This window comes from Streptomyces sp. NBC_01803 (genome assembly GCF_035917415.1).
In the GTDB taxonomy this organism is placed as follows: Bacteria; Actinomycetota; Actinomycetes; order Streptomycetales; family Streptomycetaceae; genus Streptomyces.
Map to the genome: position 1 here is coordinate 373,760 of NZ_CP109073.1, position 21,711 is coordinate 395,470.

The 21,711-nt window shown below is 72.8% G+C and carries 18 protein-coding genes and 1 tRNA gene; 13 read left to right on the forward strand and 6 right to left on the reverse strand.

Annotated features, from left to right (window positions below):
• Nucleotides 1-48 precede the first annotated feature (48 nt).
• On the reverse strand, nt 49-492 hold the full coding sequence (locus OIE51_RS01700) for a MarR family winged helix-turn-helix transcriptional regulator (RefSeq protein WP_326594930.1): 444 nt from the start codon (nt 490-492) through the stop codon (nt 49-51).
• Between the two features lie 179 nt (nt 493-671).
• On the opposite strand from OIE51_RS01700, the gene OIE51_RS01705 reads away from it, so the two are divergent.
• Entirely contained in the window at nt 672-1,079 is a 408-nt protein-coding gene (locus OIE51_RS01705) for a DUF6153 family protein (RefSeq protein ID WP_326594931.1), read from the forward strand.
• 92 nt (nt 1,080-1,171) lie between these two features.
• The gene (locus OIE51_RS01710) at nt 1,172-1,807 is read left to right on the forward strand and encodes a DUF305 domain-containing protein (RefSeq protein ID WP_326594932.1); all 636 of its coding nucleotides are present in this window, start codon (nt 1,172-1,174) and stop codon (nt 1,805-1,807) included.
• Between the two features lie 210 nt (nt 1,808-2,017).
• Here the strand turns inward: OIE51_RS01710 and OIE51_RS01715 are convergent, their stop codons facing one another.
• The 4 genes from OIE51_RS01715 to OIE51_RS01730 form a co-directional block, all read right to left on the reverse strand.
• On the reverse strand, nt 2,018-3,223 hold the full coding sequence (locus OIE51_RS01715) for an ROK family transcriptional regulator (protein WP_326594933.1): 1,206 nt from the start codon (nt 3,221-3,223) through the stop codon (nt 2,018-2,020).
• 155 nt (nt 3,224-3,378) lie between these two features.
• Nucleotides 3,379-3,699 carry a hypothetical protein gene (locus OIE51_RS01720; protein ID WP_326594934.1) on the reverse strand — a complete coding sequence of 107 codons (321 nt, stop codon included), beginning with the start codon at nt 3,697-3,699 and terminating at the stop codon, nt 3,379-3,381.
• A 1-nt stretch (nt 3,700) separates the two neighbouring features.
• Nucleotides 3,701-4,042 carry a hypothetical protein gene (locus OIE51_RS01725; protein ID WP_326594935.1) on the reverse strand — a complete coding sequence of 114 codons (342 nt, stop codon included), beginning with the start codon at nt 4,040-4,042 and terminating at the stop codon, nt 3,701-3,703.
• A 285-nt stretch (nt 4,043-4,327) separates the two neighbouring features.
• Nucleotides 4,328-4,741: a hypothetical protein gene (locus OIE51_RS01730; RefSeq protein WP_326594937.1), complete on the reverse strand. Its 414-nt coding sequence runs from the start codon at nt 4,739-4,741 to the stop codon at nt 4,328-4,330.
• Between the two features lie 108 nt (nt 4,742-4,849).
• Between OIE51_RS01730 and OIE51_RS01735 the strand changes: the two genes are divergently transcribed.
• The 4 genes from OIE51_RS01735 to OIE51_RS01750 all read left to right on the forward strand — a co-directional run bounded on the left by OIE51_RS01735 (nt 4,850) and on the right by OIE51_RS01750 (nt 9,233).
• Nucleotides 4,850-5,191 (forward strand): hypothetical protein, encoded by a 342-nt coding sequence (locus OIE51_RS01735; protein ID WP_326594939.1) that lies wholly within the window; start codon nt 4,850-4,852, stop codon nt 5,189-5,191.
• 477 nt (nt 5,192-5,668) lie between these two features.
• A complete protein-coding gene (locus OIE51_RS01740) occupies nt 5,669-6,265 on the forward strand; it encodes a dihydrofolate reductase family protein (RefSeq protein ID WP_326594940.1) in 597 nt (198 codons plus the stop codon).
• A 678-nt stretch (nt 6,266-6,943) separates the two neighbouring features.
• Nucleotides 6,944-7,801 (forward strand): class I SAM-dependent methyltransferase, encoded by an 858-nt coding sequence (locus OIE51_RS01745; RefSeq protein ID WP_326594941.1) that lies wholly within the window; start codon nt 6,944-6,946, stop codon nt 7,799-7,801.
• A gap of 169 nt (nt 7,802-7,970) precedes the next feature.
• The gene (locus OIE51_RS01750; protein ID WP_326594943.1) at nt 7,971-9,233 is read left to right on the forward strand and encodes a glycosyltransferase; all 1,263 of its coding nucleotides are present in this window, start codon (nt 7,971-7,973) and stop codon (nt 9,231-9,233) included.
• 459 nt (nt 9,234-9,692) lie between these two features.
• Here OIE51_RS01750 and OIE51_RS01755 read toward each other — a convergent pair whose 3' ends face one another.
• Entirely contained in the window at nt 9,693-10,469 is a 777-nt protein-coding gene (locus OIE51_RS01755) for a hypothetical protein (RefSeq protein WP_326594944.1), read from the reverse strand.
• Nucleotides 10,470-11,011: 542 nt separating this feature from the next.
• On the opposite strand from OIE51_RS01755, the gene OIE51_RS01760 reads away from it, so the two are divergent.
• The 7 genes from OIE51_RS01760 (at nt 11,012) to OIE51_RS01790 (ending at nt 21,686) form a co-directional block, all read left to right on the forward strand.
• Nucleotides 11,012-13,231, forward strand: coding sequence for an NADP-dependent isocitrate dehydrogenase (locus OIE51_RS01760; RefSeq protein WP_326594946.1), 2,220 nt, complete (start codon nt 11,012-11,014; stop codon nt 13,229-13,231).
• 315 nt (nt 13,232-13,546) lie between these two features.
• On the forward strand, nt 13,547-15,175 hold the full coding sequence (locus OIE51_RS01765) for a serine/threonine-protein kinase (RefSeq protein WP_326594947.1): 1,629 nt from the start codon (nt 13,547-13,549) through the stop codon (nt 15,173-15,175).
• Nucleotides 15,176-15,698: 523 nt separating this feature from the next.
• The gene (locus OIE51_RS01770; RefSeq protein ID WP_326594949.1) at nt 15,699-16,277 is read left to right on the forward strand and encodes a hemerythrin domain-containing protein; all 579 of its coding nucleotides are present in this window, start codon (nt 15,699-15,701) and stop codon (nt 16,275-16,277) included.
• 82 nt (nt 16,278-16,359) lie between these two features.
• Nucleotides 16,360-16,433 (forward strand) — tRNA-Met (locus tag OIE51_RS01775).
• 170 nt (nt 16,434-16,603) lie between these two features.
• Complete coding sequence (locus OIE51_RS01780; RefSeq protein ID WP_326594951.1) at nt 16,604-17,398, forward strand: SGNH/GDSL hydrolase family protein; 795 nt, start codon at nt 16,604-16,606, stop codon at nt 17,396-17,398.
• 563 nt (nt 17,399-17,961) lie between these two features.
• The gene (locus OIE51_RS01785; protein ID WP_326594953.1) at nt 17,962-20,142 is read left to right on the forward strand and encodes a hypothetical protein; all 2,181 of its coding nucleotides are present in this window, start codon (nt 17,962-17,964) and stop codon (nt 20,140-20,142) included.
• Entirely contained in the window at nt 20,139-21,686 is a 1,548-nt protein-coding gene (locus OIE51_RS01790) for a hypothetical protein (protein WP_326594955.1), read from the forward strand. The genes OIE51_RS01785 and OIE51_RS01790 overlap by 4 nt, the downstream gene beginning before the upstream one ends.
• Nucleotides 21,687-21,711 lie beyond the last annotated feature (25 nt).

Here is a 21,711-nt window from a genome sequence, read left to right on the forward strand (position 1 = left end):
GGACGTGGCCAGGGCCGGCGCCGACCAGGAATGCCCGGCGCCTGTTCCTCACTCGTCCAGCGCCTCGACGAGGACGCCAAGGGAGTGGAGCACGCCCGCCCGTTCGTGCTCCGGAATCGATCCGAGCAGTCGGCTGAACCGCTCCCGTCGCGCGGTCGCCAACTCCTCAGCGGCCCGCTGCCCGGCGGGCGTGAGCCGCAACACGACACCGCGTCCGTCAGCGCGGGCCGAGGATCGCTCCACCCACCCACGGGCGGCGAGCTGCCCCACCAGGCGGCTGACCGTGCTCTTCACCAGGCGCAGCCGTCGGGCCAACTCGACCTGCCGCAGCTCCCCTTCGCGGGCCAGCTCGCCCAGGGCATGTGCCTCGGAGACCGGGATCGGCTGACCGTGCGGCGTCAACTCCGGCTGGTGCAGCCCGAAGGCGCGGATGAAGGTCCCCATCGTCTCCTGGAAGACGGCCGGGTCGTCGGTCACACGATCCTTCCCCATGGTTCGATCATACAACCATCTCATCAACTCTCGAACGCGAGTCCGGGCGCCGCCGCGGCGGCCCGGCCTCAGGGTGATCGGGACGACGCACGGGCGATCACGTGCGGCCGGCACCGCACCGGCTCCGGAGTGGCGACCGGGACGCGGGGGACGGACGGGGGGTCCGTACGATGGTCCTCATGTCATCGCAGCGCCCGTCCGCCGCCTCGCCCGTCCGGGCGGGCGCCGGGCCGACGCTGATGGCGCTCGCCGTCCTCATCGGCCTGATGGCCATGCACGGGCTCGCGCCCGGTACCGCCACACCGTACGCGCCGTCGGGGACCGAGCACGCGATGGCCTCCGCCGCCGCCACGGGCGCTCAGCCCGATGTCGAGCACGCGCACCCGGGGCAGGGCGGGCACGCGGAACACGCCGACGCGGAATGCGCGGCCGGCGGTGTGGCCTCCGCCCCGCCGCTCAGCCCCCCGCCACTCGCCGTCCTGCCGCCCGGCACCGCGAGCCCGCCGCTCACGCGCTCCTTCGTGGACGAGCCCGGCGGGGGACGGGCCCCGCCATCCCTGAGCGAACTGCAACTCCTGCGCATTTAGGCGCCTCGCGCGGCACGGCCCACGATCGGCCGGTGACCGCGCCCAGGCACGCCAGTCATCACCTTTACGCAGAGAGTCACATGATCATGACCATGAAGCATTCCCACCGTTCCGCCGTGCGCCTCGCCACCGCCGCGGGCGCCGTCACCATCGCGCTGGCACTGACCGCCTGCGGGAGCGACGGCGGCGGCCACGACGAAGACAGCTCCGCGCCCAGCGGGTCCAGCACGACTCCCGCCGAGGACGGAGAGCAGAACGCGGCCGACATCTCGTTCGCCCAGGGGATGATCCCGCACCACCAGCAGGCCGTGGAGATGGCCGACCTCGCTCTGGACCAGACGACCTCGGACGAGGTGCGGACGCTGGCGGAGCAGATCCGGGCCGCGCAGGCCCCGGAGATCGAGACCCTGTCCGGCTGGCTCGCCGCGTGGGGCGAGGCGATCCCCGAGGAGGGGATGGATCACTCGGACCACGACATGGGCGGCGACATGGACATGGACGGGATGATGTCCGCCGAGGACATGACGGAGCTGGAGAACGCTTCCGGCACGGCCTTCGACACCGCCTTCCTGGAGATGATGATCGAACACCACCGAGGCGCGGTCGAGATGGCCGAGACCGAGCAGGCCGACGGCTCCTACCGGCCCGCGCTGGACATGGCGGAGGACATCATCTCTTCCCAGACCGCCGAGATCGGCGCCATGAACGAGCTCCTCGGCGAGGGCTGACACCCGCCGGGGCGGAGGCGGCCGGACCGCCTCCGCCCCGGCTCGGGCTCCGGCTCGGCGGTCGCGGATTCCGGCAGACTGCGCGGGGCTCAGGGTATGGGGGCACCACGGGCCGTCCGCCCGATCCGCGACGAGCTCGACGCCCGCTGACCGCCCCGACCGGGCGAACGGCCAGCACGGCCCCGGCGGCCACACCTGAGCGGTGTCCGGTCAGCGGGTGGCCTGGACCGCTTCCCGGATCGCCAGACAGGCCGCGCCGCGGGCCCACAAGTCGTCGTCCGCCGGATGCGTCACCAGCTCGCAGTCACTGGCCGCGGTGGAGAAACCGTGGACAGCCAGCGCCTCGCGGCACGCCGGGCCGAAGAGGTCCCAGGCGATAAGTCCCTCCCCGGTCAGCACCAGCTTTCCCGGGTTGACCAGATTGCACAGCGTCGCCATGGCCCGCCCCAGGGCCGCGCCCATCTCCTCGAAGGCCGTCAGCACCGCCCGCTCCCCCGCCCGGGCCCGCACCAGCGCATCGGCGATCGTGGCGCTGGGCAGGCCGGTGGCCCGCTCGATCGCGGCCAGCACCGCGCCATCGGAGGCCACCGCCTCCAGACACCCCGTGTTCCCGCACGAGCACACCGGCCCGCCGGGCAGCACCGGGATGTGACCCAGCTCCCCGGCCAGTCCGGTCGTCCCGGTGAAGAGCTCGCCCCGAAGCATCAGCCCGCAGCCGATGCCCGCGCCGACCGTCACCACCGCCAGCGACTCGCAGTCCCGGCCCGCGCCGAACCAACGCTCCGCCACCAGCAGCCCGTTCGCGTCGTTGTTCACCACGACGGGCAGCTCCAGCGCCGTCGACAGCGGACCGGCCACGTCGACGCCGTCCCACCCCATGACCCCGGAGTGGACGCACCAACCCCGGGACGCGTCGACATGCCCGCCCAGGCCGACCCCCACACCCAGCAGCCGGTCCGCCGAAGGCGCGTGGGCCCGCAGCAGATAGGAGGCGGCCTGTCCGGCGAGCGCCAACACCTCGGCGGGACCGGCGTCCGTTGCCACCGGCAGCCCGCTGCGGGCCACGACGGTCGCCTCCAGATCGGTGAGGACGGCCGTCACGGCGCGCGGGGCCAGCTTCACTCCCACCACAAAGTGCCGTTCCCGCGTCACAGCCACGATCCGCTGCGGGCGGCCACCGGAGGACGACCGCACGCCGACCTCCCGGAGGTAGCCGCGCTCGATCAACGGGTTGACGGCACGCGTCAAGGTCGACTGGGACAGGCCCAACCGCTGGGACAGCTCGGTCCGGGAGGCCGGTCCGCCCGTCAGCAGCTCGGCGAACACCACGGCTCGTGTGTTCTCGGCGACTGTGCCCGGTGCTGCGGATCCCCCCACGACCTGGCGGAATCCCCCCACGACAGTTTCCGAGGACATGCGAGGAGTCTAGTGGACCGGTGCTACCCCCCTGGCGGCTCGGCTCCGCCTCCGCGACCGGTCGGCATCGAGCCGACCGCGGGGCGGTGCCGCGTCCGCGCGACAGGCACGGGCGGCGTGGGCAGGGCGGTGGGCGGGGCGGTGGGCGGGTGGGACTACGGGGCGATCGGGCGGTCGGACAGGTGGGCGAGCTCGGTGAAGAAGGCGCGGTAGAGGGGCTCGTCGGTGGTCGGGATCTCGATGGTGACGAACAGGTGTCTGGAGCTCGTCGTGCTCGCGTAGATCGGTTCGTCGAGCGGCTCGACATTGCCGAAGTGCAGCCGGGTCAGACCACCCTTGCGCGCCTCGGCGCGCACCTTCACCCAGCTCAGCGGCGTCCGGTATGACCCGATGACGCGATTGCGCCGGAACAGCTCGAAGATCCCGTGATCGACCCGCAGATGCACGTCGTCATGCTCGAAGACCTTGGGCTCCACGTCAGACCACCCGCCGGCCGGCGAGCGCGGCGACCTGGGTGAAGTACGCGCGGAACAACGGCTCGTCGCCGGGCGGCACCCGGACCGCCTGTGAGCCGGCGAACCTGAAGGCGAGCCGGTCGGTGCCGTAGAGCGCGGCGTTCGGATCACGCACGACACCGAAGAACAACTCGCCGGGTTTCTCCGGCTTCTTGTAGTGCGCCGACTTGTAGTGCGCCAACGCCCCCAGCCAGCGCGGTGGAACCCGGAACGCGTGGCCGGCGCTGCCCAGGTCGAACAGCTCGAACACCCCCCGGTCCCCACGCAGATGCAGGTCCTCGTAGTCAAACGCGAGCGGCTCCATGCCGGAGAAGGTAGCGCGATCCGGCACCGCTGATCGCCGGGTGGCCCACCGCGGTGGCCGTACGAGGCGGGTCGGCATCGCCCGAGGTATCCGGGGGGCCGAGACGTTGTGGGGTGAGCGACGTGGAGGCCGGGACGACATCGGCGGTGCCGTCCCGGGACTCCCCCGCGCACTGGTGGCCGAGCCCGACCGGGAATCAACCGCCCGCACCGCGTCACGGGGGTACTCACCGGTGTTCTCGTTCCCGGAAGTGGCGTCGCCCGGTGCGGACTGGGGCCGCCGCGGTCAGCAGGCGTCGTAGCGCCACTCGCCGTCCTCGCGCACCCAGGGCTGTCCGACCAGGCCGCCGTCGATCATCGGGACGCCCACGGTGTAGGTGACGTGAGCCTCATCGCCGTCGATCTCGTCCACGCTGAACGTCTCGACGGAGAGCTGCCCGAGGTCGGCGGCGAACTGTTCGAGCTGCGCCGTGTACTCGTCCTCGTCGAGTTCGTCGGCGCACCGCTCGGAGAGCATCGCGTAGGCGGCGGCCGGATCGGTGAAGTACGCCTCGGTGTGGTCGCGGACGGCCTGTTCCAGCGCGGCGGCCTCTTCCTCGCCGCCGTTCTCACCGCCGCCGTCGTCACTACCGCCGCACGCGGCGGTGAAGGCGAGGGCGGCGGCGAGCGCGATGGCTATGTGTATGCGGGATGGGGTCATGCGAACCAGCATGTCACCCTCAGTCACTCCGGAGGTATGGGGGTCACCCATCCGGTAAGGGGCGACTCTCCGGGCGGTACCGGCGCGCCTACCGGTAGCGTGCCGTTCATGACCGTGAACTCGGGTGCCGGTGCCGGTGTCGAGGCGTTGCTCGGCGAGAAGATCGTCCCTCTCGCCGCCGCGACGTTCGTGGCGACGTTCGCGGGGGTGGGGCTCGGGCGTGAGCGAGCCCGGAACCGGGTGGACAAAGAGCTCCACCGCCGGTTCGGGAAGCCGCGCGGAAGCGACGCTCACCATGCCTACCAAGCCGTCATTCTGCAGATCGTCCTGATCTGGGAGCGGGCGGGGGTCGCGGCGCGAGCCCACTCGGGCGTTCTGATCCTGCTGCCCGACGGCGCCCGGCTGCTCGACGCCACGGACGTGGCCGACAAACTGCGCGCCCTTCTCTGACACCCGGGACCCGGACCCCGGACCCGGTCCCGATCTCGCGGAAAACGCCGCGGACCGCGCCAGTTCCGTTGCCGTCCCGGCACAACGGCTTCGACCGGCGGCCGTGCGGGCGTCTTCCGTGCCGGCCGCCCCGACCCGGACCGGGTCGGCCGGCACCCCCGGAACGCCGGCAGGCGGCAGGCGGCAGGCGGCAGGCGGTCCCGGGTCACTGGGGGACGCGGAACCCGAACTCCCGCAGGACGTCAACGCAGAGTCGACGGAGAGAAGCCCGGCCGGGTGCGGGCCCCGGGTTTCGCCCTCCGAGCCTGGGGGTCCTCTCGGCCCCGCCGCGCGGCAGCGGAGGGACACACAGCAGTGTGATCCACGTCACTGCTCCGGGATGGCGCAGGGCGATGACTTCGGAACGGTGTGGCGGTCTTTATCTCCGTACGCCAAAAGTGAGGCCGTACACCGGCAGTGAGAAAGAGGAGCAATCCCATGCGCATCGTGATCATCGCGTTCATCAGCCTGGACGGCGTGGTGCAGGCGCCGGGGGGACCCAAGGAGGACACCGACGGCGGCTTCGCCCACGGCGGCTGGTCGCACCCGTTCTTCGATCCGGAGATCGTGGGCGGTGCCTTCGACGACGCGATGACCGGCGCCGAGGCGCTGCTGTTCGGTCGCCGCACCTGGCAGACCATGGCCGCGGCGTGGCCCGCGCGGGCCGGCGACCCGTTCGCCGACCGGATGAACGCCATCCCGAAGTACGTCGTGTCCCAGACCCTGGGCGACGACCAGCTGACGTGGCACAACACCACCCGCATCCCCGGCGAGGAGGCCGTCGCCCGCATCCAGAAGCTGCGCGAGAGCGACGGCGGCGACCTGCTGGTCATGGGCAGCCCCACCCTGGTGCGCACCCTGCTGGGCGAGGGCCTGGTCGATGAACTCCGCCTCATGATCGAGCCGGTGCTCCTCGGCGGCGGCAAGACGATCTTCCCCGACGACGGTGGGCTCCGGACGCTCGAATTGGTCTCCACCGTCACCAGCCCCGCCGGCGTGCAGGTTTCCACCTACCGACCGGCCACCGAGAAGTAGGCACGACGCAGCGGGGCGCCGAACCCTACGGTTCCGGCGCCCGGCGCGAGCGGCGAACCACGGCTCCCCGGGGTTCCTACCAGTCCGTGCCCACCTCCCGGGCCGCGCCTGTGTGCGGCGGACATCGACGTACTCGGGGTGTCGTCCGAGAGGGCACCCGGCGCCGAAGTCGCCTCGCGCCGGGGCGTCCGCCGTGAGAGTGGCCAGGAGCCACGCGGTCGTGAGACCCCGGAAACGTCCGCCGTCCTTCGTGCGGACGGACGCGAAGCGGCCCCCGCCGCCACGCGGTCAGACCTCCCGGCGGGCGGCAAGGGCGTCGGAAAGCGTCGCCACGGAGCGGATGGCGCCGCCTATGCCATAGGCGTTGTTGAGCAGAAAGACAATCTTCATGGCCCCTAGGTCGTGATGCGATGCCGAGGGCACGGCATCCACTCCCGATGTGACTCCCGAGGTGAGCGAACAGTTGCCCTCACGTGGCCGGACGCCAGGCCCGGTGAAGCGATGTGAGAGAAGGTGAGGAGTGGCCGGCACGCCCGCGTAGGATTGCCGGACGCGAAGCACCACACCGCGGCAGCTCCGCCACCCTCCCCCGGCGGGCGCCTGTTGCCGGCGAGTCCCTCGGCGCCTCCGCGCCCGCGTCCCCCGGTCCGGCGCCCGCCGCGACCCTAGGACGCCGTTATGACACCCTCATCGAGCGATTCCGCCAGGATCAGCCCCACGGCCCACTACACGGGGTACGTGTGGGCGCGCCACGGCGTCGGGGCTCGCGAGTTCGCCACCTCGCAGGGCCGCCTGGCGTGGTATGGGCTGAGGCCGCTGATGGCGGCCAGCAGAGCCTTCGGAGGTCCCACGCTCGAAGGGCTGCTGCTGGCCCGGCACCGGGTGATGGACCATCTGCTGACCGAGGAGATCACCTCCGGCCGGGTCGGGCAGGTGCTGGAGCTCGCGGCCGGCATGTCGCCGCGCGGGCGGTCGTTCGCCACCCGTTTCGGGGACCGGATCACCTACGTCGAGGCCGATCTGCCGGGCATGGCCGAGCGCAAGCGCCGGACCCTGGCCCGGATGGGCCCGTCGGCCGGCCGGCACCTCGTGGAGGCGGTGGACGTGCTGGAGGAGAGCGGGCCGCTGAGCCTGGCGGAGCTGTCCGGGCGGCTCGACCCGGAGCGGGGTCTGGCGGTGATCACCGAGGGGCTGCTGAGCTATCTGGAGCCCGCCGCCCTCACCACGCTGTGGACGCGGATCGCTCAGCTCACGGGCCGCTTCCCGCACGGTGTCTATCTGTCGGACCTGCATCTGGGGCAGGAGAACAGCGGGCCGCTGGAGTCCGCCACGAAGCGGGTGATCTCCACCGTGGTCCGCGGGCGCCTGCACTTCCCGTACACCGCCGCCACCGACGCCGAGGCGGCGCTGCGGGGGGCGGGCTTCGCCACGGCGACGCTCCACCGGCCCGCCGAGTTCCGCGACATCCTGCCCGGCGTCGACGGTCCCGGCGCCGACCGCGTCCGGATCATCGAGGCCCGTGCCCCGAAGCCGTGAGGCCGTGAGGGTCGCCGGTTTCCTGTGCGGCCGATGAGCAACGCCCGGGCTCGCTTGGCCGGGTGCGCACAAAGAAGACGACCGGGCGTGGTCGGGTCCCGGGAGGCTCCTATCGTGGTGGCTTTCCGCACCTTCGGCCGGGGAGAGGTCCGGGACCGTGCACATAGCCATGACCGGCTTGGGAAGCAGGGGCGATGTCCAGCCCACCGTGGTCCTCGCGGCCGAACTCGCGAGGCGTGGGCACGAGGTCTCGGTGGCGCTGCCCGCGGACCTCCTGGACTTCGGGGCGCGACTGGGTCTGACGACCGTCTCCATCGGGGTCAGGGCGAAGGACTTCCTGGAGTCCGAGGAGGGCCGGCGGCTGCTGGCGGACGGCCAGAGCGGCAAGTACGTCAAGGGCCTGCTCGCTTACAAGCTCAAGGTCGCCGACGGGCCGCAGGCGGTGCTGACCGAGATGGCGCGCGACGCCGATGTGATGGTGACGGGGCTGATCACCGAGGACGAGACGGCGTGCATCGCCGAGGCGCGGGGCATTCCGCTGGTGTGTCTGCACCACGCGCCGAGGCGCCAGAACGGCGCGTTCCCCTCGGTGTTCGTCCCGCAGCACCGCTACCCGCGTTTCGTCAACCGCCTGACGCACACCCTCGCGTACCACGCCGAGTGGCGGATGACCGGCGGCTACGTCAACCGGTTCCGCGCGAAGCTCGGCCTGCCCCCGGCCGAAGACCCCACCCCCGTCCGGCTGGCGCGTTCCGGCGCGGCGGAACTCCAGGCGTACAGCCGCCACATCGTCCCCGAGCTCGCCGACTGGGACCCGCACCGCCCGCTCGTCGGCTTCCTCGGGCTGTCGCGGGAGCAGCGGCGTCTTCTCGGTGAGGACGCCGTGGACCCCGCGCTGGCGGAGTGGCTCGCGGCGGGGGAGCCACCCGCGTTCTTCGGCTTCGGCAGCATGCCCGTGCGGGATGTTCCCGGCACGCTCGCGGTGATCGAGAAGGTCAGCCGCACGCTCGGGGTGCGTGCCCTGGTCGGCGCCGGGTGGAGCGCGTTCGACATCGGTGCCGGGGGCGTGGACCCGGCGCGGGTCCGTGTGGTCGGCGGCTTCAACCACGACGCCGTCCTGCCCCGCTGCCGGTTCGCCGTGCACCACGGTGGCGCGGGGACGACGGCCGCGTCGATCGGGGCGGGCCTGCCGACGGTCGTCTGCTCGGTCGCGTTCGACCAGCCGTTCTGGGGACGCCAGTTGGAACGGCTCGGGGTGGGCCGCACGCTGCTGTTCACCGACCTGAGCGAGCGCGCGCTGACGCGCGCGGCGGCGGCGGTGCTCGCCCCGGACGTCCGCCGCCGCGCGCGGCGGCTGGCCGCGCTCTTGCGCGGCGAGGACGCCGTCGGGCGGGCGGCCGACCTGATCGAGAAGACCGTCGCCGAACGGTGAGGCCACTGCGGCGGTCCGGAGTGAGCCCCAGCGGCCGTCCGTCAGCCGTGCCGCTCGCACCACCGGAGGACGGCGTCGCCGCGTGCCGCGGGCCGCGGGCCGCGGGCCGCCGTGGCCGAAACGCTCCCTCAGATCCTGGGCCCTGCCCCTTCCGGACGCCCAGGTCGGCCGATGTCCGCCCGGTCCAGGCGGGCGTCGCAGGGGCCGGACGCGGCGAGCAGGCGGATCCGCGCGGCCTGGCTGGTGGTGGACCAACTGCCCCGGGCCGTACGGCTGTGGCTGCGCTGACGGGCCGCCGACCGCGCCGGCCCGGGGCGACGCTCACCTCGTCGCGCGTCGGCGCACCGTGCGGACCATGCCCGCGCCGAGTGCCAGGGCGACGTGGTGGACCAACTGCCCCGGGCCGTACGGCTGTGACTGCGCTGACGGGCCGCCGACCGCGCCGGCCCGGGGCGACGCTCACCTCGTCGCGCGTCGGCGCACCGTGCGGACCATGCCCGCGCCGAGTGCCAGGGCGACGGCGCCGGCCGCGGCGAGCGGCGCGAGACCGGTGGACGAGCCGGTGGCGGCGAGTTCGGGCTCCGGGGCGGCCACGGGCGTCACCGGTGTCGGCTCGCCGTCCCCGGGGGTGGTCGCGCCGCCGGTGGCCGGCTCGGGCTCGTTGCCGGGGGCCGGCTCGGCGGTGGTGACGCCGAACTCCAGGTCACTGGCCGAGCTGTAGCAGACGCCGTACCCGGCGGGCCAGGTCGCCGAGAACGCGGCGGAGCCGATGGTGCCCTCCGGGGGGTCCGCCTGGAGCCGTGTCCTGATCCGGGCCTCGGCGTGTTCGCCCGGCAGCAGGGGGCCGGTCTCGCCGAAGTAGACGCCCGTGTCGACCTGTCCGGGCTCGATGGGGACCCAGGCACCGTCGACGTACCACTGGTTCTCACTCGCGATGTCCGCGCCCGATGAGGAGTCGTAGGCGCCGACCTCGACGAAGGTGTAGAGGGTGTCGACCGGGTGGTCATAGGTGTTGGTGACGCGGTAGGTGGACTCGGCCCACTCGCCCGCGACCATGGGATCGGGGACGCCGATCAGTTCCACGGTGAGCGCCTCGTCGCGCGTCAGGTCGGCGCACTCCTGCGCGCCGGTGCCCGGCTGGATGTCCGTTGCGTGGGCCGGGGAGGCGATGAGCACGGCGGCGGACGCCATGGCCAGGGTCAGCGCGGCGCTCGCGGCGCTGCGGCGAAGTGTCATGGATGCCCCGTAGGTGAATCGATGATGAAGAGTCGGACGTGCGAAGGTGACGACCCGCGGCGTTGGCCGGAGGTTGTGCCGGGGCGGTGATCCGCACAGAACCGCCACGGCGGGCGCGCCCCGCGCAAGGGACCGGCCGGTGCGGTCCACGCACCGCGGACCGGATGTCGACGACCCGGCCGGGTTCACCTTCCGGCCGGTCGGGCTTCTCGCGACGGAACACCCCAGGTTCTCCTCATTCGCCATCGCGACGGCTGACGCACCGGAGAGCTCACCCGAGACACCCTCCGGCGGCGAACTACGGCGTTCGGAGGCCGCCACCGAACGCGGCGGTTTCCCGCACCCAGCACACTGACTCGTTCCCCATGGTGAACGCGGGGGACGAGGGCGCCCGTGAAGCGCGGGGCCGGGTCCGCCTCGCGCCCCCGGAGGGATGACCTTGGCGCCGTCCGGCCCGGCGGCTCGACATGGGGGCCGGTGTCCGGGAAGGTCGATCACGAGTTATCTTGACATCGAGACGAAACACGTGGAGCGGAGTATCGGTGACTGACTCGACCATCATCTATACACACACTGACGAGGCCCCGGCCCTGGCGACGTACTCGTTCCTGCCGGTGGTCCAGGCGTATGCCGCGACGGCCGGTGTCAGCGTCGAGAGCCGCGACATCTCCTTGGCGGGCCGGATCATCGCCGGCTTCCCCGAGCGTCTTGAGGAGACCCAGCGCATCGATGACGCGCTCGCCGAGCTCGGTGAGCTGGCCAAGACGCCCGGGGCGAACATCATCAAGCTGCCGAACATCTCGGCCTCGATTCCGCAGCTCAAGGCGGCCATCGCCGAGCTGCGGGAGCAGGGTTACGCGCTGCCGGACTACCCGGACGACCCGAAGACCGACGAGGAGCGGGAGATCCGCGCCCGTTACGACAAGGTCAAGGGCAGCGCCGTCAACCCGGTGCTGCGCGAGGGTAATTCCGACCGCCGCGCGCCCGCGTCGGTGAAGAACTACGTCAAGGCCCACCCGCACCGGATGGGCGCCTGGACGTCCGGCTCGAAGACCAACGTCGCGACCATGGCCGCCGACGACTTCCGCTCCACCGAGAAGTCCGCGGTCATCGCCGAGGCCGGCTCGCTGCGCATCGAGCTGGCGGGCGACGACGGCGGCACCACCGTCCTGCGGGAGTCGGTGCCGGTGCTGGCGGGCGAGGTCGTCGACGCCTCCGTCATGCGCGTCGCGGCGCTGCGCGAGTTCCTGGCGGCGCAGGTGGCCCGTGCCAAGGCCGAGGGCGTGCTGTTCTCGGTGCACCTGAAGGCCACGATGATGAAGGTCTCCGACCCGATCATCTTCGGCCACGTGGTGCGCGTCTTCTTCCCGAAGACCTTCGCCGCGTACGGCGAGACGCTCGCCGCGGCGGGCCTGACGCCGAACGACGGGCTCGGCGGCATACTCCAGGGACTGGAAGCGCTGCCCGGGGGCGCGGAGATCAAGGCGTCCTTCGAAGCCGAGCTGGCCGAGGGCCCCGCCCTGGCGATGGTCGACTCCGACCGCGGCATCACCAACCTGCACGTGCCCAGCGATGTGATCGTGGACGCGTCCATGCCGGCGATGATCCGCACCTCCGGCCACATGTGGGGCCCGGACGGCCAGGAGGCGGACACCCTCGCGGTCCTCCCCGACAGCAGCTACGCGGGCATCTACCAGGTCGTCATCGACGACTGCCGCGCCAACGGCGCCTTCGATCCCGCGACGATGGGCTCGGTGCCCAACGTCGGCCTGATGGCGCAGAAGGCCGAGGAGTACGGCAGCCACGACAAGACCTTCGAGATCCCCACCACGGGCACCGTGCGGGTCGTCGACGATGCCGGGAACGCGGTGCTGGAGCAGGCGGTCGGCGCGGGCGACATCTTCCGCATGTGCCAGACCAAGGACGCGCCGATCAGGGACTGGGTGAAGCTCGCCGTCACCCGCGCCCGCGCCACCGGCGACCCGGCGGTCTTCTGGCTCGACGAGGGCCGCGCGCACGACGCGACGCTGATCGAGAAGGTCCGGGAGTACCTGCCGGAGCACGACACCGACGGTCTGCGGATCGAGATCATGGCGCCGGTCGACGCGACCGCGTTCTCCCTGGAGCGGATCCGCCGGGGCGAGAACACCATCTCGGTCACCGGAAACGTGCTGCGTGACTACCTGACCGACCTGTTCCCGATCCTGGAGCTGGGCACGAGCGCCAAGATGCTCTCGGTCGTCCCGCTCATGAACGGCGGCGGCCTCTTCGAGACCGGGGCCGGCGGCTCGGCGCCCAAGCACGTCCAGCAGCTCGTCAAGGAGAACTACCTGCGCTGGGACAGCCTGGGCGAGTTCCTCGCGCTGGCGGTCAGCTTCGAGCACCTCGCCCAGACGACGGACAACGCGCGCGCCCAGGTGCTCGCCGACACCCTCGACCGCGCGACCGCCACCTTCCTCAACGAGGACAAGTCGCCCAGCCGCCGCCTGGGTGGCATCGACAACCGCGGCAGCCACTTCTACCTGGCGCTCTACTGGGCGCGGGAGCTGGCCGGGCAGACCGACGACGCGCGGCTCGCCGAGGCGTTCACCGACCTCGCCCGGACGCTCACCGAGCAGGAGCGGACCATCATCGACGAGCTCCTCGCGGTCCAGGGCTCGCCGGCCGACATCGGCGGCTACTACCAGCCCGACGCCGCCAAGGCGGCGGCCGTCATGCGTCCGTCGAAGAGCTTCAACGAGGCCCTGGCGACTCTCGGCTGACGGAGTCCACCGGGACGGTCACGTCATCAACGGGGAAGGGCCGAGGGCCCTTCCCCTGTTGTCCCCCGCGGGCGCCGGCCCCCGCCTCGCCCCGGTCGCACGTCCCACGTCCCACGTCCCACGTCCCACGACAGGACGGTCACGGACGCGGCGGTCTCCTGTGCGCGTTCGGGCACAACCGACGGCCGGTGGTGGTCCGGGGGCCGGTGGGACGCCAGAATGTGCGGCACGATGACTTCCGGCCGACCGGACCGGACACTTCAGGGGGTTGCGAACGATGGTTCTCACGTGGGCGCGCCGGGCAGGAGCCGGGCGGTGAAGCCGCTGGGGCCGACGGATCCACAGACGCTGGGCGCGTACCGGCTGCTGGGCCGGCTGGGCACCGGCGGCATGGGGCAGGTCTTCCTCGCCCGGACGCCGGACGGGCGCACCGTGGCCGTCAAGCTGATCCATCCGCACTTCGCGCACGAGCCCGAGTTCCGGCGCCGTTTCCGCCAGGAGGTGGCGGCGGCGCAGCGGGTGGCCGGGGAGTGGACCGCGCCGGTGCTGGACTCCGACACCGAGGCGGAGATCCCGTGGCTGGCCACGGGGTTCGTCCCCGGCCCCTCGCTGACCCACGTGGTGGACGAACTGCACGGCCCCCTGCCCGGGTTCTCCGTGTGGCGGCTGGCGGAGGGGCTGGCCCGGGCGCTGACGGCCATTCACGCCGCCGGGGTGACGCACCGTGACCTCAAGCCGTCGAACGTGCTGCTCACGCTGGACGGCCCGCGCGTCATCGACTTCGGCATCGCCCGCGCGGCCGAGGCGAGCATGGCGACCCGGACGGGCGTCTCGGTGGGGTCACCCGGGTACATGGCGCCGGAGCAAGTGCGGGGCGAACGCTCCACCGAGGCGAGCGACGTCTTCGGTCTCGGCGCGGTGCTGGCCTACGCCGCGACAGGGACCGGGCCGTTCGGCGGCGGGGACTCCGCGGCGCACGCGCTGATGTTCCGCGTCGTCATGGAGCCGCCGCGGCTGGACGGGCTCGCCGCCGGGCCGCTGCGGGAGCTGGTGGAGCGCTGCCTCGCCAAGGAGCCGGCGGACCGGCCCTCCCCGGCGGAGATAGCGGCGGAGGCCGCCCGGCACGACGACCCGGACAGCGCGGAGGGCGTCTGGCTGCCGCCGACCCTGACGGCGCGGCTCGGCCGGGAGGCGGCCGGGCTGCTGGCCCTGGAGGGTCCGTCGCCGACGACGGTGAGCGCCGTTCCGCCGGTGCCGACGGCGCATAACGTACCGACGATGACCTCGGCGGCCAGCTTCACCCCACCGCCACCGGGAGCACATCCGTCCACCACGATCTCCACTCCGCCCCTCCCCCCGCCCGTACCCGCGTCCCGACGCCGGGGCCTGGGCGTGGTGGTCGGGGCCGCGCTGGCCGTGGTGGCCGTCGCCGGGCTGGTGTACGCCGTGGGCGGCGCCGGCGAGGGCGACGGTGGGGACGGACAGGACGAGGCGGCCGATGTCGGCACCGAGCCCGAGGACGAGCGGACGGCGGAGCAGTCCCCGCCGCCGGAGGAGTCCGGCACCGACGAGGAGCCCGCGGACAACGGCTCCGCCGGGCCGGAGACGGCGTTCGACTTCACCGGCACTTGGGAGGGCACGGTCGACGAGGGCGACGGCACCCCGCCGTACGACGTGATCGTCGAGTACAGCGGCGGCGAGGTCGGCGAACAGGTCGCCACCGTCGACTACACGCGGCTGGAGTGCGGCGGCACCTGGACGCTGCGCGAGGCGACCGACTACCGGGTCGATGTCCTGGAGCACCTCACCTTCGGGCAGACGGAGTGTGTGGACGAGGTGGACATCACCCTCACCCCGGTGGACGAGAACACCCTGCGGTACAGCTTCGTGAATGACGCCGGTTTCTTCGAGACGACCGGCAGCGCCGACCTGCGCCGCGGGTGAGCGTCCAGAGCGGGCGCGGCGGAGCTCGCCGCCACGCCCGGTCGTCGCGCCCGGCCCGGCCCGACACGTCACGTCACGGGACGGGACGGGACGGCCTACCGATGGACCTGGGCGCCTCCTGGATCCGGCCGTTCACGCGCTTCGTGCCGGACCCGGCCGCGCCGGCGACCGTCGCGGAACGCGTCAAACGCGTCGTGGTGCGCGGGCGGCCACGACTCGCGCGCCCGGACCGTCCACCGTTCGGCGGTCCTCCTCGCCGAGCGGCTCGCCACGAGCTGACGGAGTTCCCCGACAGTCACGTCGGCCGCGCGACCTACCCGGACGGATCCGCCGAGCGGCCGTCCGGGTGCTCACCGGCGCGGCGGAGCAGGCTGGAAGGAGTAACCGCGCACGCCGATCGGAGTGAAGGAGCGCGCGCCCGCCGTTTCCCTCGGCCGCCGGAACGGGATCGTGCCGCACTGTTCTCGGCAGATCCGGGTACCTGGGTCAGTCCCCGTCAGTGACGACCCGAATGGAGGAACAGATGGCCCAAACACACAGTGACGCCGCGGGCACGGACAACGACGTGGTGGCCCTGCTGATGCGGCAACACCAGCAGATCCGCGAGCTGTTCACGCTGGTGGAGGAGGCGACCGGCGACACGCGCCAGGAGGCGTTCGGCCGGTTGCGGCGGCTGCTGGCCGTTCACGAGACCGCCGAGGAGGAGGTCGTCCACCCGGCCGCCCGCAAGACCTTCGCCGGGGGCGACCAGGTGGTCGACCAGCGCTTGGAGGAGGAGCGGAAGGCCAAGGAGGTGCTCAGCCGCCTGGACGACATGAACCCCGGTGACCCGGACTTCATGCCGCTGTTCCTCTCGCTGCGGGACGCGGTGCTCGAACACGCGGAGGCCGAGGAGCGGCTAGAGTTCAGCGAACTGCGGGCGCACACCGACCCCGAGCGGCTGGCGAAGATGGCCAAGGCGGTCAAGGCCGCCGAGGCTACGGCGCCGACCCACCCGCACCCCGGCGCGGAGAGCGGGAAGAAGAACATGGCGCTCGGCCCCCTCGCATCGGTCGTGGACCGCACGCGGGACGCCGTCCGGAAGGCGATGTCAAAGGACTGACGCCACGAGCCCGGGCTCCCCCGCCCGCGTCACCCGCCGTTTGGGATTCGCGGCCGCGATGCCGTACAGTTCAGCGTGTCGACGCGGGGTGGAGCAGCTCGGTAGCTCGCTGGGCTCATAACCCAGAGGTCGCAGGTTCAAATCCTGTCCCCGCTACGAGAGAAGGCCCGGATCCGATGAGGATCCGGGCCTTCGTCGCGTCCGGGCAGGCCCGGCCGTTGTCGTCGGGCGCGTGGCGAGCGGAAGAATTTTTGACATGGACACTTCTGATGAGCCGGATCACGCGGTAGAACAGTTGCCGCAGCGATCCTGCCCATGGAGGTTCCGTGAGACTCACCCGGTCCCTGTCAGCCGTCTCCCTGCTGATATTCACCTTCGTACTCGCCCTGATGGGAACGGGCCCGGCGCAAGCCGCCGGGCCCGCCTACGTGGCCCTGGGAGACTCGTACTCCGCCGGCAACGGCGCCGGGAGCTATATCGGCTCCAGCGGCGACTGCCACCGCAGCAACAACGCCTACCCCGCGCGGTGGGCCGCCGCGAACAGCCCCTCCTCGTTCTCCTTCCCCGCCTGTTCCGGCGCCGTGACCACGGACGTGACGAACTATCAGCTCAGCTCGCTGAGCTCGTCCACCGGGCTGGTCAGCGTCACCGTCGGTGGCAACGACGCCGGTTTCGCCGACGTCATGACGACCTGTGTGACCGGCTCCGACAGCGCCTGCCAGAACCGCGTCGCCACGGCGCGGAACTACATCAGCAACACGCTCCCGGCCCGGCTCGACGCGGTGTACCGGGCCATCCGCTCCCGGGCGCCCAACGCGCGCGTCGTCGTCCTGGGCTACCCGCGCATGTACATCGAGCCGTCCTGGTGGTGCCCCGGACTCGGCGAGGACCAGCGCGAGGCCATCAACGACGCCGCCGACCTGCTGAACTCCGTCACCTCCTCACGCGCCTCCGCCCACGGCTTCGTCTTCGGCGACGTGCGCGCCACCTTCTCCAGCCATGAGCTGTGCTCCGGAGACGACTGGCTCCACGACCTCGCCTACCCGACCTGGGAGTCCTACCACCCGACCTCCCTGGGTCACTCCAACGGCTACCTGCCCGTCCTCAACGCCAAGGACTGACCGGGCCCGACCGCTCGGCGCCGGCGACGTCCGGCGCCGAGCCCCCGGCCCGGCACGGTCCGGCGCCGGTACCGGATGCTCAGCCGAGGTCGTAGGCGGTGACTTTGTCGATGCTGGTGAACGCCCCCGGTGGTCCACCACGACGGGCAGTCCCGTTTCCTCGACACCGGGCAAAGCCTGCCGCTCGGCACGGGCATCGTCACCACCCGCGCCGACGCCGCCGTCTCCCCCGCCGCCCCGGTCCACCGTGGTCCTCTCCACCGACGGCCTGGTCGAGTCCCCCGGGCACCCCCTCGGCCAGGGGGCTGGCCGGCTGCGGCGGCCCGACGTCCCCCGGACGCCTTCCGCGACCCGCCGCTGAGCCGCGTCCGGCCCGCCGACAGCGAGGACGACGTCGCCCTGCTCGCGCCGCGCGTGCCCGCCCCGGCTGAACCGCGCGACCCCGGCCCGCCGCGCACAATAACCGTTGAACGCCGACGAAGATGCGCGAGGAGTGAAGGTCCGGGTAACGCGCGGCAACCGCCACCGATATCCTCTGCAGCAGGGGCGAACGGGGGGACTTGATGGGGGATCAGCTATACGGCCAGGAAGCCTTGTTGGACGGCCTGGTGCCACGGCTGGTCGGGGTGGAGCGACTCGGCGACGCCTGGGTCGCCCGTGAATTCCCCGGCGGCGGCCCGGTGGTCCAGATCGTCGGCGGCCGGGGCGCCGGCAAGAGCGCGCTGCTCGACGCGCTGTCCGCCGGCTACCGCAACCGCGTCCCGCTGGCGCTCGCCGACCTGGCGGCGCCCGGGTTCGGCGAGCCGGGCCTCGCCGATGTCGCCGGGGAGGAGTCGGCCAACGCCTCGCCGGTGACGCACCTGCTCTACCTTCTCTCCTACAAACTCGGCCTGCCGGCCCGCTCCTTCCGCCGCCGGCTCTTCTTCCCCCGGCTCTCCTGCGGCCTGTTGCCGACCACCGCGTGGCAGCCCCCGGACTCCGGCCTCACCCCGGACGCCCTGGCCCAGGCCCAGAACGAGCTGCGGGCCCTGCTCAAGCAGCCGCAGCCCAACGAGCGGCGGCTGCGGGAGACCGTCCGGCAGTGGCTGGACGCCCTCGTCCCGTACCTGGCGAGCCTGCCCGGCCTGCCCGGACTTGAGGCGGTGGCCACCGCGGTGCTGCAGACCGCCCGCGGTCCGCTGCTGTCGAGCTGGGCGGACCGGGGCGCGCTGCGCTGGTGGCGCGGACGCCTCACCCAGTACCAAGGGAGCGCCGAACAGCGGCTGTTCACCATGGTCGGTGACTTCCAGATGCAGGACGACGGGCGCCGCGCGGTGGAGGAGCTGCTGATCGAGGCGTTCCTCGCGGACATCGCCGACCACTACGGCGCGCTCAGCCGGACGTTCGGCGCGGCACGCCCGCTGGTGCTGCTGGACAACGCCCACACGCCGGTCGGCGCCCGTTTCCTGGAGCGGCTGCTGAGCGCCCGCCGGGCGCTGGCGGACGCCGCGGGCGACCCGCGCAAGCCGACCGACCTGCCCGTGGTCGTCGTCACCTCGCTGGGCGACGGGACCGCGCCGCCCACGACCCGCCAGGTGGGCCGGAAGACCCCGGAGCCCGACGGGCCGCTGCTGCGGCTCGGCATACCGCGGGCGGGCGCCGACGACATCCGCGCCATGCTCAGCGCCCGCCGGGCCCCGGGCGACGCGGGCTATCCGCCGCATCTCTCCCGACTCATCGCCCGGTTCAGCGGCGGCCGGCCGGGCTGCGCCGGGATCATGGTGGACGCGGTGGCGGACCGCAAGCGGGCCGGCGGCGAGCTGCGCGGACCGGAGCTGCTGGACATCCCGGCCTCGGAGCGTGCCCGGTCCGTCGCCGACCGGCTGGCCGAACTGCTGCTCCCCGACCAGCGGTTACGGGAAGACCTGACGCTGCTCGCGCCCGCGCTCGACGAGCAGGCCGCGCGCCGCCTCTGGCTGGCGCTGGGCGACCGCGACCCGGACCCCGCGCCGAACCCGGGCCCGGACCCGGACCCGGACCCGGAGCTGGGCGCGCGGGCCGCCGACCGGCGGCTCGCGGCGGTCACCGCCGAGCTGGCCGGCGACCACTGGTACCAGGCGCCCTGGCCCTGGCCGACGGAGCCGGCCGGTCCGTCGGCCACCGAGACCCCGTTGATCGGTGACCGGGCGCTGCGCGCCCTGCTCCTGCACCGGCTGACGCGCCGCTCCTCACCCGACGAGTGGCGACAGACGCACCGCCTGCTGCGCGCCGTCCACAACCCGTCCCACCTGCCCGAGGACACAGTGGGCCACCGGCTCGGCTATCTGCACCACACCATGGCCCTGGGCCGGCTGGAGATCGTCGTCCGCTGCCTGCACCAGCGCCTGGCCGCCGCCGACATCGGGCCGCGCGCCTGGCTGGCCTCGGTGAACGTCGTCTGCGCCGCGCCGCACCCGCCGTGGGGACCCGCCCCGGAGCCGGTGCCCGGCCTCGGCCCCTGCCCGGCCTGCGCGGGAGCCGACGGGCCGGTGGTGCACCGGGCGATCAGCCGACTGGTGCGCGGGGTGTGGCAGGCGGCCGACCCGCTGACGGCGGTGCCCGACGAGGACGACGTGGAGCGGGTGCGGACCGGGCTGCTGACGCTCTCCATGCTGCACGACGACGAGGTCTGGCGGGCGGCGCTGCACGCCTGGCCCGCGAGGCTGACCGAGGGCATTCAGGCGCCGGACCTTCCGGTGCCGATGGGGGGAGGGGACGACACATGAGGATCATGGGCGTCATGAGGGGCTGGCCGCCGCGGGTGCGGGTGCTGGCCGTGGTGCTCGCGCTGGCCGTGCTGGGGGCGACGGGCTGGCTCGGGTACCGGGTCTTCGGACCCGACGACTCCTGCGCGCCGGGCGTGGTGTCGCGCGACGGCGAGTGCGTCGGCGTGACCGACGGCTCGTATGCCTTCGGCGAGGAGTACCTGCGGGATGTCTTCGGCCGCGTCGCGATGGAGAACGCGGAGGTCGAGAGCTCGGGCCTGCCGTATGTGACGGTCGCGTTCGTGCTGCCGTTCACCGACCCCGACCCCGTGCAGAAGGACCATGTGCTCACCCAGGTGCAGGGCGCCTACCTGGCGCAGTACCGCGCCAATCACCGGGAGAACGAGGCGCCCCCGCTCATCCGCCTGGTCCTCGCCAACCCCGGTGAGCGGAGCGTCTGGTGGGAGCCGATGGTCGACCAGCTCGCGGAGATGGCCCGCTCCCCCGAGGACAACCTGCGGGTCGTCACCGGATTCGACGTCAGCATTCCCGAGAACAAGTCGGCGCTGCGCGAGCTCACCGACGAGCACGGCATCCCCGTGGTGACCGGGCCGGTGACCGCCGACGACATCGGCAACAGCCCGGAGGAGCCCGACGCCTTCCCGGGCCTGGTGAAGGTGGTGGCGGACAGCGGGGACCAGGCCGAGGCCCTGATCGACTTCGCCGGCGGTGTGGATCCCGAACGCACCCTGCTGGTGGCGGACCAGCGGGAGGACGACAACTACGTCGCCTCGCTCCGCGAGGTCTTCCGCGCGCGGACGGAGGGCACCCCGCGCACCGAGGAGCCGTTCACCTCGCCCGAGGACTACAACCAGGAGGGGAATCTGCCCAACGTCTTCGACCGGATGGTCAACAACATCTGCGACGCCGAGACCATCGACACCCTCTACTTCGCCGGGCGCCCGGTCCAGCTCCGGCTGTTCGTCAACGCCCTGGGGCGGCGCGGGTGTCAGGACCAGACCTACGACGTGATGACCATCTCCGCCGCCTCCACCCTGGCCACCGACGACGAGCTGGACCTCGACGCCCTGCGCAGCGGCGTCGAGGTCATCTACACCGCCCACGGCCATCCCGAGGAGTGGTCGGGCCCCGACGCGCCGGCCACGGGCGGCTCCGAGGAGCAGTACGACGACTTCCTCACGCTGATCGACGACGCCGGCCTGACCGGCCGGGTGAACCTCGCGGACGGCCGGACCATGATCATGCACGACGCGGTGCGGACCGCCGTGACCGGGATCCGCAACGCCACCGTGGACGACGTGACCATCCCCGCGCTGTCCGACATCAGCGAGGGCTGGCCGCAGGTCCGCGGCGAGGACAACCGGGTGGCGGGCGTCACCGGCTGGATCTGCCTCGACAACTACGGCCGCGCCCACAACAAGGCGGTGGCCGTGGTCCGACTGAGGGCCGGCGAGGGCGACACCACCGAGATCGCATTCGAGGGCGTCGCCTGGCCCGAGGGCGCTCCCCCGCCCGCCGACTGCGCGGTGGCCAACCGGAACTGAGCGACGCCTCACGAGCCGACGGCGA

Coding starts and splice junctions, on each gene's coding strand:
- OIE51_RS01740 (WP_326594940.1), top strand. CDS start 5,669: ATGCGCATCGTGATCATCGCGTTCATCAGCCTGGACGGCGTGGTGCAG.
- OIE51_RS01710 (WP_326594932.1), top strand. CDS start 1,172: ATGAAGCATTCCCACCGTTCCGCCGTGCGCCTCGCCACCGCCGCGGGC.
- OIE51_RS01730 (WP_326594937.1), bottom strand. CDS start 4,741: ATGACCCCATCCCGCATACACATAGCCATCGCGCTCGCCGCCGCCCTC.
- OIE51_RS01715 (WP_326594933.1), bottom strand. CDS start 3,223: ATGTCCTCGGAAACTGTCGTGGGGGGATTCCGCCAGGTCGTGGGGGGA.
- OIE51_RS01770 (WP_326594949.1), top strand. CDS start 15,699: ATGGCCCAAACACACAGTGACGCCGCGGGCACGGACAACGACGTGGTG.
- OIE51_RS01755 (WP_326594944.1), bottom strand. CDS start 10,469: ATGACACTTCGCCGCAGCGCCGCGAGCGCCGCGCTGACCCTGGCCATG.
- OIE51_RS01700 (WP_326594930.1), bottom strand. CDS start 492: ATGGGGAAGGATCGTGTGACCGACGACCCGGCCGTCTTCCAGGAGACG.
- OIE51_RS01750 (WP_326594943.1), top strand. CDS start 7,971: ATGACCGGCTTGGGAAGCAGGGGCGATGTCCAGCCCACCGTGGTCCTC.
- OIE51_RS01785 (WP_326594953.1), top strand. CDS start 17,962: ATGGGGGATCAGCTATACGGCCAGGAAGCCTTGTTGGACGGCCTGGTG.
- OIE51_RS01735 (WP_326594939.1), top strand. CDS start 4,850: ATGACCGTGAACTCGGGTGCCGGTGCCGGTGTCGAGGCGTTGCTCGGC.
- OIE51_RS01705 (WP_326594931.1), top strand. CDS start 672: ATGTCATCGCAGCGCCCGTCCGCCGCCTCGCCCGTCCGGGCGGGCGCC.
- OIE51_RS01725 (WP_326594935.1), bottom strand. CDS start 4,042: ATGGAGCCGCTCGCGTTTGACTACGAGGACCTGCATCTGCGTGGGGAC.
- OIE51_RS01790 (WP_326594955.1), top strand. CDS start 20,139: ATGAGGATCATGGGCGTCATGAGGGGCTGGCCGCCGCGGGTGCGGGTG.
- OIE51_RS01745 (WP_326594941.1), top strand. CDS start 6,944: ATGACACCCTCATCGAGCGATTCCGCCAGGATCAGCCCCACGGCCCAC.